The sequence below is a fragment of the Flavobacterium sp. DSR2-3-3 genome, assembly GCF_049896585.1.
Classification (GTDB): Bacteria; Bacteroidota; Bacteroidia; order Flavobacteriales; family Flavobacteriaceae; genus Flavobacterium.
In genome coordinates, this window is sequence record NZ_JAFCUP010000010.1 from 88,459 (window position 1) to 100,657 (window position 12,199).

Annotated in this window: 15 protein-coding genes and 1 tRNA gene; 14 read left to right on the forward strand and 2 right to left on the reverse strand. The window is 32.8% G+C overall.

The window, feature by feature from the left end; genetic code table 11:
• Nucleotides 1–58 precede the first annotated feature (58 nt).
• From ACP7AQ_RS13370 to ACP7AQ_RS13430, 13 genes are all read left to right on the forward strand, one after another.
• Nucleotides 59–697, forward strand: coding sequence for a peroxiredoxin (locus tag ACP7AQ_RS13370; protein ID WP_426065216.1), 639 nt, complete (start codon nucleotides 59–61; stop codon nucleotides 695–697).
• An 86-nt stretch (nucleotides 698–783) separates the two neighbouring features.
• Nucleotides 784–1,092 (forward strand): thioredoxin family protein, encoded by a 309-nt coding sequence (locus tag ACP7AQ_RS13375; protein ID WP_091172170.1) that lies wholly within the window; start codon nucleotides 784–786, stop codon nucleotides 1,090–1,092.
• A 153-nt stretch (nucleotides 1,093–1,245) separates the two neighbouring features.
• Nucleotides 1,246–1,503, forward strand: a complete 258-nt coding sequence (locus ACP7AQ_RS13380; RefSeq protein ID WP_091172168.1) for a DUF6952 family protein — start codon at nucleotides 1,246–1,248, stop codon at nucleotides 1,501–1,503.
• A 188-nt stretch (nucleotides 1,504–1,691) separates the two neighbouring features.
• Nucleotides 1,692–2,189 carry a thiol peroxidase gene (tpx, locus tag ACP7AQ_RS13385; protein WP_426095817.1) on the forward strand — a complete coding sequence of 166 codons (498 nt, stop codon included), beginning with the start codon at nucleotides 1,692–1,694 and terminating at the stop codon, nucleotides 2,187–2,189.
• Between the two features lie 10 nt (nucleotides 2,190–2,199).
• Nucleotides 2,200–2,574, forward strand: a complete 375-nt coding sequence (locus ACP7AQ_RS13390) for a diacylglycerol kinase family protein (RefSeq protein WP_426065219.1) — start codon at nucleotides 2,200–2,202, stop codon at nucleotides 2,572–2,574.
• Nucleotides 2,575–2,592: 18 nt separating this feature from the next.
• Nucleotides 2,593–5,043: a DNA translocase FtsK gene (locus tag ACP7AQ_RS13395; RefSeq protein WP_426095818.1), complete on the forward strand. Its 2,451-nt coding sequence runs from the start codon at nucleotides 2,593–2,595 to the stop codon at nucleotides 5,041–5,043.
• A 50-nt stretch (nucleotides 5,044–5,093) separates the two neighbouring features.
• Complete coding sequence (locus ACP7AQ_RS13400) at nucleotides 5,094–5,738, forward strand: LolA family protein (RefSeq protein WP_426095825.1); 645 nt, start codon at nucleotides 5,094–5,096, stop codon at nucleotides 5,736–5,738.
• Between the two features lie 8 nt (nucleotides 5,739–5,746).
• Nucleotides 5,747–7,183, forward strand: a complete 1,437-nt coding sequence (locus tag ACP7AQ_RS13405) for an LptF/LptG family permease (protein WP_426095819.1) — start codon at nucleotides 5,747–5,749, stop codon at nucleotides 7,181–7,183.
• A gap of 8 nt (nucleotides 7,184–7,191) precedes the next feature.
• The gene (ribB, locus tag ACP7AQ_RS13410) at nucleotides 7,192–8,325 is read left to right on the forward strand and encodes a 3,4-dihydroxy-2-butanone-4-phosphate synthase (RefSeq protein ID WP_426065223.1); all 1,134 of its coding nucleotides are present in this window, start codon (nucleotides 7,192–7,194) and stop codon (nucleotides 8,323–8,325) included.
• Between the two features lie 166 nt (nucleotides 8,326–8,491).
• Nucleotides 8,492–8,579 (forward strand) — tRNA-Ser (locus ACP7AQ_RS13415).
• Nucleotides 8,580–8,840: 261 nt separating this feature from the next.
• Nucleotides 8,841–9,116 (forward strand): Arm DNA-binding domain-containing protein, encoded by a 276-nt coding sequence (locus ACP7AQ_RS13420; protein WP_426095820.1) that lies wholly within the window; start codon nucleotides 8,841–8,843, stop codon nucleotides 9,114–9,116.
• A 63-nt stretch (nucleotides 9,117–9,179) separates the two neighbouring features.
• On the forward strand, nucleotides 9,180–9,626 hold the full coding sequence (locus ACP7AQ_RS13425; protein WP_426095821.1) for a phage integrase SAM-like domain-containing protein: 447 nt from the start codon (nucleotides 9,180–9,182) through the stop codon (nucleotides 9,624–9,626).
• 78 nt (nucleotides 9,627–9,704) lie between these two features.
• Nucleotides 9,705–10,061 carry a site-specific integrase gene (locus ACP7AQ_RS13430; protein WP_426095822.1) on the forward strand — a complete coding sequence of 119 codons (357 nt, stop codon included), beginning with the start codon at nucleotides 9,705–9,707 and terminating at the stop codon, nucleotides 10,059–10,061.
• Nucleotides 10,062–10,405: 344 nt separating this feature from the next.
• Here ACP7AQ_RS13430 and ACP7AQ_RS13435 read toward each other — a convergent pair whose 3' ends face one another.
• Nucleotides 10,406–10,780 carry a hypothetical protein gene (locus ACP7AQ_RS13435; RefSeq protein WP_426065259.1) on the reverse strand — a complete coding sequence of 125 codons (375 nt, stop codon included), beginning with the start codon at nucleotides 10,778–10,780 and terminating at the stop codon, nucleotides 10,406–10,408.
• A gap of 330 nt (nucleotides 10,781–11,110) precedes the next feature.
• Complete coding sequence (locus tag ACP7AQ_RS13440; protein WP_426095823.1) at nucleotides 11,111–11,398, reverse strand: hypothetical protein; 288 nt, start codon at nucleotides 11,396–11,398, stop codon at nucleotides 11,111–11,113.
• A 222-nt stretch (nucleotides 11,399–11,620) separates the two neighbouring features.
• On the opposite strand from ACP7AQ_RS13440, the gene ACP7AQ_RS13445 reads away from it, so the two are divergent.
• On the forward strand, nucleotides 11,621–11,992 hold the full coding sequence (locus ACP7AQ_RS13445) for a hypothetical protein (RefSeq protein WP_426095824.1): 372 nt from the start codon (nucleotides 11,621–11,623) through the stop codon (nucleotides 11,990–11,992).
• The last annotated feature ends 207 nt before the right edge of the window (nucleotides 11,993–12,199 follow it).

Consider the following 12,199-nt stretch of genomic DNA (forward strand, 5'->3'; position numbering starts at 1 on the left):
TTAGTTTTTGTATGACTACATTTGCACCAACAAAAAAACAATTAAAAAGTAAATAAAAATGTCATTAGTAGGTAAAAAATTTCCAAGTATTGCAGTAGACGCTATCTCTGAAATGGGTGATAATTTAAAAATCAACATTTTTGAAGAAGCTGTAAACAACAACAAGAAAGTACTTTTATTTTGGTATCCAAAAGATTTTACATTTGTGTGCCCAACTGAATTACATGCTTTTCAAACCGCTTTACCAGAATTCGAAAAAAGAAATACAATTGTTATAGGTGCATCTTGTGATACTAACGAAGTACATTTTGCATGGTTAAATACTCCAAAAAACAACGGTGGAATTGAAGGTGTAACTTATCCAATTATTGCGGATACCAACAGAAACTTATCAAACATATTAGGAATTCTTGATATTGAAGAAACAGCTTACAGCGAAGAAACTGATTCAATTATTATTCAAGGTTCTAATGTAACGTACAGAGCAACATACCTTATTGATGAAACTGGAAAAATTTTCCACGAAAGCGTAAACGATATGCCATTAGGTCGTAATGTAAATGAATACTTACGTATGGTTGATGCTTACACACACATTCAAGAAAAAGGAGAAGTTTGTCCTGCAAACTGGGAAGCCGGAAAAGAAGCAATGAGCGCTGACCGAATCAGCACTGCTGAATACTTGACTTTAAACTAAATCAATAACACTGTCAATTGTAATACTAAATTTCTATTTAATACAGTAAATATTAGTATTGCAATTGCATTTTGAAATTTAAAAATATGTTAATCGAATTAACCGAAGATACGTTACAGGATTTAATTGCAAAAGACGAAAAAGTAGTGGTTCAATTTTCGGCATCATGGTGCGGAAATTGCAGAATTATGAAGCCTAAATTCAAAAAATTGGCTTCAGAAAATGAAACAATCACTTTTGCTCTTGTTGATGCTGAAAATTTTCCGGAATCCCGAAAATTAGCAAATGTGAGTAATTTGCCAACTTTTGCCACTTTTGTAAATGGTAAACTGGTAAACGAAACACAAACTAATAAACAAGAAGTGCTAATTGAATTAGTAAACGAAATTGTTTAAAAAGATTATCAGATTAAATTTTTAGACTTAATTAGATTTATATACTTCTAAGATTTTAAAAACCTAAAAATCTTTTTTATACTTAAATTCAATTTAGAGTCCCAACAAATCTAAAAATCGAATAAATGTTACAATTTAAAAATCGAAAAAAAAATGAAATTACCTGTTATTAAGCATTTAACGCAGTTTATAGAGGAAAATGATGAAGATTACATCATTGAAACGATAGAAGTTCTGGAAGCTATGACTGAAATTTCATCATTGAAAGATGAAGAATTAGATGTCATTGGTGAATTAATTTCTAATATGTACGGCGCATTAGAAGTAAACAAACTAGTAAAAACCGGAACTGATAAAAAAGAAGCCTTAAACACTTTCATGAAACGTGTTTTGGGTTCTATCGATAAATAAAAGAATTTTTTATTTAATTCTACTAAAACGCATTCCGAAACGGGTGCGTTTTTTTATTCAATAAATCTAAAAGATGACATAATTTTAAAGTTAATGATTTGCGTAAAATGGTAAACTTTAAACCTCTATTTGAGGACAAATTCTTAAATAATTTTCATACTTTTGAACCTCATAAAAAAACAAACATTATGGCTTCAATAACATTAGGAGGAAATCCAATTCATACTTCAGGGGAATTACCAAAAATAGGGACAAAAATCGCTGATTTTAAGTTAGTAAAAACGGACCTTTCTATCGCTTCATTACAAGATTTTGCGGGTAAAAAACTAGTTTTAAATATTTTTCCAAGCGTAGATACCGGAACTTGTGCAGCATCTGTTAGAAAATTCAACGAAAGCGCCAATACTTTAGAAAATACTACTGTTTTATGTGTTTCAAGAGATTTACCATTTGCACAAAAACGTTTTTGTGGTGCAGAAGGACTTGAAAATGTTGTTAACTTATCTGATTTTCCAGAAGGAAGTTTTGGTAAAGCAAATGGTTTAGAAATGACCGACGGTCCTCTGGCCGGATTACACTCAAGAGTTATTATCGTTGTTAATGAAAACGGAATAATTACACATACGGAACAAGTTGCTGAAATTGCAGATGAACCAAACTACGAAGCTGCGTTAGCGGTACTTTAATCTGAATTTAATGGAATTTCAAAAAGACAATACTTTTTTTTCCGGAAGATTAAAAAGTGTCTCTTATGCTCTAAAGGGAGCTTTAAAACTTATCACGACAGAACACAGTATAATGGTTCAATTTTCTCTTGGAATTTTGGTCAGCATTGCTGGATTTTATTTTGGTATTTCTAAAACAGAATGGCTTTTTCAGACTTTAGCTATTGGTTTAGTGATGAGTATTGAAGGTTTAAATACGGCTGTTGAAAAAATAGCCGATTTTATTCATCCCAATTATCACGAAAGAATTGGCTTCATTAAAGATATTGCTGCGGGAGCGGTATTTTTTGCCGCTTTGACAGCAATAGTAATTGGTTTAATTATATATATCCCTTTCGTTTTTTAGGTATTATTACAAATAAGAATGGCAAAAACAACAAAAACAGCTCCTTTAATAAAAAAAAGCGAAACTAAATCAGCGGTCAAAACACCATTAAAACTAACCAAACAGAATAAAATTGTTTTTGGTTCTTTACTGGTTTTATTTTCCGTTGCTTTATTGTTTGCGTTTGTGTCCTTGTTCCTTTATGGACAACAAGATCAAAGTGCTGTTCAACAATTGACGGATCGTTCAGAAACGGTTCAGAACTGGCTTGGAAAATTTGGCGCCTTTTTAGCTGATTTACTGGTTTATAAAGGTTTTGGAATCGCCGCTTTTATATTCGTACGTTTATTTTTCCTTTCAGGAATATATATGATTCTTGGTATTTCTTTAGGAAAACTTAAGAATATTTGGTTTTGGGATTTATTTGTGATCATAATAGTATCCGTTTTATTTGGATTCTTTGCTACTTCGGCGCCTGAATTAGGAGGAACTATTGGATATGAATTGAATTTATTTTTGCAAGATTACATTGGAAAAACAGGGACATTACTGATTTTGCTTTTTGGACTCATTATTTATATCATTTTCAAAATCAAGCTTTCCCCGGAAAGTATTCAGTTGTTTTTTGATACTACCAAAAAAGAAATGAAAGCAGTTTCCATCACCAATCCGCTAAACAACGGAAAAAGCGGTTATAATTTGGAAGAATTTGCAGTTCTTGAAGAGGAAGAAATTGACGACATTCATTTAAAAACAAATGGTTCACAATTCGAAATCAACAAAGAGGCATTAAAACCAACTATTACTAATTCATCTGATATTAATAGAGATCCTATTGCAAAACCGCTTGCAATGGAAGTAACACCAATAGCAACTCCAGAAGTTATTTCGAATACTGAGGAATCGTTTATAATAGAAACCGCTCCGGAAGAAGATATTATCGAAGAAAACTTGGCGTCTCGATTAGTAGCTGATTTTGGATTATTCGACCCAACTTTGGATTTATCCAATTATAAATTTCCTACGATTGATTTATTAAAAGAATATTCTACAGGAGGAATTACCATCAATCAGGAAGAATTAGAAGAAAATAAAAACAGAATTGTAGATACCCTTCGCAATTATAAAATAGAAATTGCTCAAATAAAAGCGACCGTTGGCCCATCGGTTACATTATATGAAATTGTACCGGAAGCGGGAATTCGCATTTCAAAAATCAAGAGTTTAGAAGATGATATTGCGCTGTCACTTTCGGCTTTAGGAATTCGTATCATCGCTCCTATTCCGGGAAAAGGAACCATAGGAATTGAGGTTCCTAACAAGAATCCAACGATGGTTTCTATGAAAAGTGTTATCGGATCTGCCAAATTTCAAGAAGCTGAAATGGAATTACCAATCGCTCTTGGAAAAACAATCTCTAACGAAACTTTTGTAGTGGATTTAGCCAAAATGCCTCACTTATTGATGGCAGGAGCTACTGGTCAAGGAAAATCAGTTGGTTTGAATGCCGTTTTGACTTCGCTGTTATACAAAAAACATCCCGCTGAAGTTAAATTTGTTTTGGTAGATCCTAAAAAAGTAGAGCTTACACTTTTTAACAAAATCGAAAGACACTATTTAGCAAAACTTCCAGATATGGATGACGCTATTATTACGGACAATGCAAAAGTAGTTAATACATTAAATTCCCTTTGCGTAGAAATGGACAACCGTTATTCTTTGTTAAAAGATGCGATGGTCCGTAACATCAAAGAATACAACGATAAATTTAAGGCTCGAAAACTGAATCCTGAAAACGGACACCGATTTTTACCCTATATTGTTCTTGTAGTTGATGAGTTTGCCGATTTGATTATGACTGCAGGCAAAGAAGTGGAAGTTCCTATAGCTCGTTTGGCACAACTGGCGCGAGCCATTGGAATACACTTAATTATAGCGACACAAAGACCATCTGTAAATGTAATTACAGGTTTAATTAAAGCCAATTTCCCTGCGAGAATAGCATTTAGAGTGACCTCAAAAATTGATTCCCGAACCATTTTGGATACGCAAGGAGCGGATCAGTTAATAGGACGTGGTGATATGCTTTACACCAATGGAAATGATGTGGTAAGGGTACAATGTGCGTTTATCGACACTCCTGAAGTGGAGAAAATTACTAATTTTATAGGTTCCCAAAAAGCTTACGCTACTGCTTATTTACTTCCTGAGTTCGTTGGTGAGGAAAGTGGCATTAATCTTGATATGGATATTTCCGACAGAGACACTTTGTTTAGAGAGGCCGCTGAAATCATTGTGAATGCACAACAGGGATCAGCTTCCTTATTACAGAGAAAACTTAAATTAGGATACAATAGAGCAGGAAGATTAATCGATCAACTCGAGGCTGCTGGAATTGTAGGCCCTTTTGAAGGAAGTAAAGCACGCAGTGTTAACATTCTGGACATGAGTTCTCTTGATCAATTTTTCAACAATGAAAAAAACAAATAATTACGATGAAATCAAAAATTCAAGATTCTAAAAAAAGCAACATACAAAATATGGGTAAAAAGTTCCTTTTATTAGCGGGTATATTTATTCTTACTTTTTCAGTTCAAGCACAAGATAAAAAAGCAAAAGACCTTTTAAATCAAGTTACTGCTAAAGTTAAAAGTTATGATAATATTGCTATTGATTTTAAATACTCCTTGAATAACGCCAAAGAAAACATCAATCAGGACAGTAAAGGAAATGTTACGATGAAAGGAAATCAATATGTTTTAAATTTCATGGGAGTTACTAAAATTTTTGATGGTAAAAAAACATATACTATTGTTCCCGAAGATGAAGAAATTACCATTTCAGCAGTAAATGAAAAAGACGATAATGCCATAACTCCATCAAAAATGTTGACTTTTTTTAATACGGGTTACAGATATAATATGGATATTTTGCAAAATGTAAAAGGCAGAAAAATTCAATATATTAAATTGATTCCGTTAAATGCTAAAGATCAAAGAAAAGAAGTATTATTGGGAATTGATGTTCAAACGAAACACATTTACAATTTAATAGAAATGGGCAAAAAAGGCACAAAAACAACTTTAACGGTTAATTCTTTCAAAACCAACCAACCTTTGTCAAAAAATCAATTTACATTTGCGGGAAGTAAATATCCAAATTACTACATCAACAAATTAGATTAATGCGCTAAGTGAAAATTCTTGACAAATACTTATTAAAAACCTTTTTGACTACATTTATTACGGTATTTGTAATCCTATTTTTTATATTTATACTTCAAACCGTTTGGTTATTTATATCAGAATTGGCCGGGAAAGATTTAGATCTATTAATGATTATTAAGTTCCTGGCCTTTTCCATGCCTAGAATTGTACCGTTGGTTTTACCACTTTCTATACTTTTATCTTCCATAATGACTTTTGGAAATTTGGCTGAAAATTATGAATTTGCAGCAATGAAATCTTCGGGAATTTCGCTTCAACGAGCCATGAGAAGTCTCACTGTATTCATCGTTTTATTAAGTATCGTGGCCTTTTTCTTTTCGAATAATATTATTCCTTATGCTGAATACAAGTTTATTAATTTTCGAAAAAATATCGCACAAGTCAAACCAGCATTGGCTATCGCCGAAGGACAATTTAATGATGTTGGTTTTTATAATATAAAAGTCAACAAAAAAAGTGGCGCAGAAGGAAATATTCTGACCGGAATAACTATTCACAAAAAATCTAAAATTGGTGATGGAAGTAAAACTGTAATCAAAGCCAAAAATGGAGAATTAATTAGTAGTGAAGAATCCAGTATTCTGCAATTAGTGCTTAACAAAGGATATTATTACGAAGATATCGTTCCAAAAAAATATGAAGATCGCAGTAAGATGCCTTTTGCAAAAAGCTCCTTTAGAAAGCAAATTATAAATATAGATTTATCTGAACTGAATAAAGTGGATGTAAATGACGAATCTGTTGCCAACACAAATACCATGCTTACCGTTAATGAACTAAATTACACTTTAGATTCATTAAATAAAAATATGAAAACGGAAATCATTACGTTCACCGAAAACAGCAATGCAAGAATTGGATTTCCAGAGAAAAAAAAATCAGTACAAGCAGCCAAAAAAAGTAAACCACTTCCAGATGATATTCTATCATTATACACCAACGAACAAAAATCGGATATTTTAAAAATCGCCAGCAGTAATGTGATCAGCACCAGCTATTCCATTGATTCTTCTAAAACCGAATTGTTCAATAAGCAGAAAAATATAAACAGACATTTATTGGCTTTTTACGATAAATTTGTAATCGTATATGCTTGCTTTCTAATGTTCTTTATAGGAGCGCCATTAGGAGCAATTATTAGAAAAGGAGGATTAGGACTTCCAATAGTTTTTGCTGTTTTTATATTTATAACCTTTCATTTTATAAATACTTTTGGAAAAAGGATTGCTCAGGAAAACGGAATGACTCCATTTATGGGAGCTTGGTTATCCTCATTTATACTAACACCATTAGCTGTTTTATTGACTTACAGAGCTACAAACGATATTGGTTTAATAAATATGGATGTTATTTTAGCTCCATTCCAAAAAGTAATAAAAAAAATATTCCCATCACAAAACTAACACCCGAAATGGACTTAAATAAAATTCAACTTAACACAATTGAAGAAGCAATAGAAGATATTCGTCAAGGAAAAATTATTATAGTTGTTGATGATGAAGATCGTGAAAATGAAGGAGATTTTTTGGCTGCAGCCGAAAAAGTAACACCCGAAATGATTAATTTCATGGCTACTCATGGTCGCGGATTAATATGCGCTCCGTTGACAGAAAGCCGTTGTAAAGAATTAGGATTGCATGTGATGGTGACCAATAATACGGATCCAATGGAGACCGCTTTTACAGTTTCGGTAGATTTAAGAGGAAACGGCGTTACAACTGGAATATCAGCAGCTGATAGAGCAAAAACAATTTTAGCACTTGTAAATCAAGAAACGAAACCACATGATTTAGCAAGACCCGGACATATTTTTCCTCTAATTGCCAAACAGGGTGGTGTTTTGAGAAGAACAGGCCATACAGAGGCAGCAATTGATTTTGCTCGTTTAGCTGGATTTAAATCAGCTGGAGTAATTGTGGAAATCATGAATGAAGATGGAACAATGGCACGTCTTCCCCAATTAGTCGAAGTGGCAAAAAAATTCGATTTAAAATTAGTTTCAATCGAATCCTTAGTCGCTTACAGAATGCAACATGACAGCTTAATTGTTAAAAAAGAAGATTTTGATATTGAAACTCGTTTTGGTACATTCAGATTACGTGCATACCAACAAACCACTAACAAACAAATACATATTGCCCTGACTAAAGGCAACTGGAATATTGGTGAACCAATACTTACCAGAATCAATTCTACTTTAGTCAATAATGATATTTTAGGAACATTGACCAATGATGTCAATAAGAAATTAGACGGTATGTTTCAATTGATAAATGATCAAGGAAAAGGGGCGGTTTTATTTATTAATCAGGAAGCGCAATCAATAGACTTATTGAATCGGATTGTAGAATTGAAAGGACTGCAAGCGAAAGGAGAATTTAAAGCACCACAAATAAAGATGGATAATAAAGATTTTGGTATTGGTGCTCAAATTTTACATGATATTGATATTTCAAAAATCCGTTTATTATCCAATACTGAGCAAACAAAACGCGTTGGAATGATTGGATATGGATTAGAAATTAAAGAATATGTAAATTATTAAATTCATTTTAAAAAAAATTATAAAAATATTTTTATCTAAAGTATACAAAATGAAACCTTTAAAAATTAGTCCAAAAAATAGATGCTTTTTTTCTAAAAATAGATTTGCATAACCAAAAAAGGTTCTTATATTTGCACTCGCAATCAGACAATGAATGCGACATCCTGGAGAAATGGCAGAGCGGTCGAATGCGGCAGTCTTGAAAACTGTTGACTGTAACAGGTCCGGGGGTTCGAATCCCTCTTTCTCCGCCACATAAGGTTTCAAAAGAAACTTTAAAAGTCAAAAGCCTTTAAATAGTAGTATTTAAAGGCTTTTTCGTTTTTTATAATGTGTCAAAATACACATATAGAATCAAAGAACAGTGACCCTATTGGTGACCCTATTTTATTTTAATCCATTTTCGAGAAAATAGGGTCACCAAATCGCAAGAATTCCCCGGGAATTCCCCGCCGACACTAGCAACTCTCAAAGTTTTTAAATCAATTTGATTATTAATTTAAAAACAAGAAGTTATGTTAAAAGTAATTTTTTATCTCAAAGCTGGAAAAGCTAACAAAAAGGGAGAATCTCCCATTTTTGCCCGTATCTCTTACAACCAACAGTCCATCACGATGACAACCGGTAAATCAATTCTAAAAGAAAGTTGGCTGTTTACCAAAAACCTCAGAACGGTGCTTAAACTTGAAAAGGAAAAGGTATTAAAACACAGCTTGGATCTTTTCCAATTGAATATCGAAAAGAAATTTAATGAACTAGCTAAGGTAAGTTCTGATATTTCACCGGTATAGGTTAAAAATGAATTTAACGGTAAAACCACTAGTCAAACAAAAGGCTCGAGCATTTTAGAAATCATGGATAAGCACAATGCTTTCTTTGAAAAAAAAGTAACGGCTGGAAAGCGATCTAAAGCTTCATTCCAAAAGTATGGACGTTCCAAGGAATTACTCGTAAACTTTATGAAGCAGCAGTATGGAGTCGAGGATCTTCATTCTAATGAGATTTCCAGCGCTTTTGTTTACAATCTTGAATCGTACCTAAAGTATGAAAGTAGTTTTAAAGGAAGAATAGGCATTAAAAATAACTCGATGGTAAAGTATATGAGAATGTACAAAACTGCCTGTAATTATTGTATTAGAATGGGATTAATGGAGAAGAATCCATTTAATCTTTACGATGGAAAGTTAAGTATCAAAGATGCTGTATTTCTAACACATGAAGAATTAGATCGAATTGAGAATAAGAAATTTTCAGTAAAACGATTGGAGCGCGTTAAGGATGTTTTCCTTTTTAGTTGCTAAACGGGTTATGCCCCAGTTGACGCCTCTAACCTTACGGCAAGTAATATATTTCAGGATAGTAGTGATGCACTTTGGATTATGACTAATAGGGCAAAAACAGCAATTAGAGCAAATGTTCCTATCCTACCTCCCACCCTGAAGATTATTGATAAGTACAAACATCTCCAGATTGGATTAATACCTCAGATTTTTAATCAGAAAATGAATGCTTATCTTAAGGAGATTGCTGATTTGTGCGGTATAACTAAAAATCTGACGTGGTATGTCGCAAGACATACTTTTGCAACTACGGTAACCTTAGGGAACGGAGTGAGGATAGAAAATGTTTCATCCATGATGGGTCATACTAATATTAAGCAAACACAACATTATGCAAAAGTATTAGATGTAAATGTAATGGAGGATATGTCAAAACTAAAGCAAAAATACAGCTGATCTCCAAATACAAGATACTTTCAAGTAAAATCCAACTAAATAACAAAAGTATTCCAATTGGAATCCTTTTGTTATTTCTAATAGTATCATTTATCAAATATTTTGTAATATAACATATATATAAAGCAAAACACAGATCAAAATTCCATTTTCATTGCTCGTTTTCGGATGATATTTTTTTTAATTTTAATAGCTTCTTACAAATATAAGTCACCGAGTTTAGTATAGGGTAAAATTCCCGTTTGTCGGTATTTAATAATGCTGTTATTTGACAATCCAAATAGCTTCTTTAAATCCTCATTCCTATAGTTGTAAGTCGATTCGTTAATTTTATCTAGAAATTGTTACTGTTTATCTCGATAAGTAAAGCCTTTAGATTCAGAAAATTGTTTACTGATATTCTCAATATTTATTTGCATTTTAGAATCCCCAACATACGTAAAGTTTGTTTGTACAAAATGCTGCATTTTACTCCTATTAGAATTTTCTGCTTTTGCATCAAAAAATAAAATTTTTTCATCCATAAGAATATAGAAGAACTGCGCCAAATCTCTTTTATTGAAGTTTGAAATACATTTTTCTAATTTTAAACCGTTTTTTGCACGATCATTTTTTTTGTAAAGTAAATTCTTTTCCTTCATTAAGATCTCAATACATTCAATTTTCCCAAATAACGTTTCTACTACTTTGGTAAGCTCCTCAATTGTTAACTTTTTCATAGCTCTTTTCCTTTGGAAATTTAACTTCTACATCAAATAGAGAATATGGAAAATAAATAGTACTCCCTTAATTTCGCTTGCGGGTGGACTTGTAAATAATATAACCATACTCGTTGAGTTCCAGCATACATTTATAGTATGTTTTTGGCGAAGCGATCTTCGCTAAATCCATAATTTCATATCGGTACGCTTGTATTGGATTATTAAAACCCTTACCCGCTCTAAACTACAATAGTGCAACATAAATACCAATATGCGTTATGCAATACGGTAGTCATTCTCTATTGCTTTAAAGAAATCGGATAAGGGCTTTAGTAGTTCCATCAAAATCTACGTTGAATTAGACTGTTTTCTTTTTCTCTTTTTGGCTTCCTGGGGAGCGGCAGGTCCATCGTCATCAGTATTTTGACTCTGTTTTTTATTGTCCTGCTTCTGTGAGGTATTTTGTCCTTCTGATTGCTTTTCCTCTTTCGTCTGGCGGTTGTCAATACGTTTTAGATTTCCATTATATGCATTGATGGTTTTAAACTGTGGATTAGCTTCAATATAATGCTTGACTTCTTTACCGTCTTTCACGAAAGTGGCCGATTGTAAGTTTCCTTTTTTTAGGGAATCCATTAAATCTTCTTTAAATTTACGAGTATTCAGTTCCTTGATTGGATGTTTGGACAGTGCTACCTACAGATCATAACCATAATTTTGATGATACTGATTCAGTTTGAAATTGCCCGCACTGTCAGCTTCCTTAAAATCCATTTGCACCCTATCACTGGAAACATTGTTAGCGGTCAATTAACTGGTGACACTGCCAAGCAATTGTCTTAACGTTTTGGTAAGATTATGCAAGTCAGAGAACCACTATCTATTAACAGCGTTGACATCTCCATAAGCCGTTCGAAACAATTAGAGTCGGCCGTCCCGCCTTCTACCATTTCTTACTTAAGTTCCGGTGAATTCGTCGGTATGGTTGCTGATGATCCTGACTGCAAAATTAAATTAAAAACATTTCATTGTGAAATACTCAATGACCATGATGCGCCAAAAAAAGAAGAGGCTAATTATAAAGATATTGCAATACTAATAAAGATTGATACTTCGATGGTAAAGCGAAATTATCTGCAGATAAAACAAGATATTCAAGAGATTATGCAATCTGAAATGGAACGACTACTGAATGATTCAGGACTGGCTTATTTGATGTTGAAAAAATAAATTTCTTTCAGATACTAGATTCAACTAATTAATGCAACTTTTAGGGGGGAGATAAAGACATTTTTTCAAAAGAAAGGACTTTTAAAAGGCCCTCTCTCTCGAATGGAATAAATGTTCTTTATTTGCTCCTGACCAAAGTTGTAAATAATGAGCCACTTAACCAGCGAACAAAGATACACAATCGGTGTATTATTAGATCAAAACTAC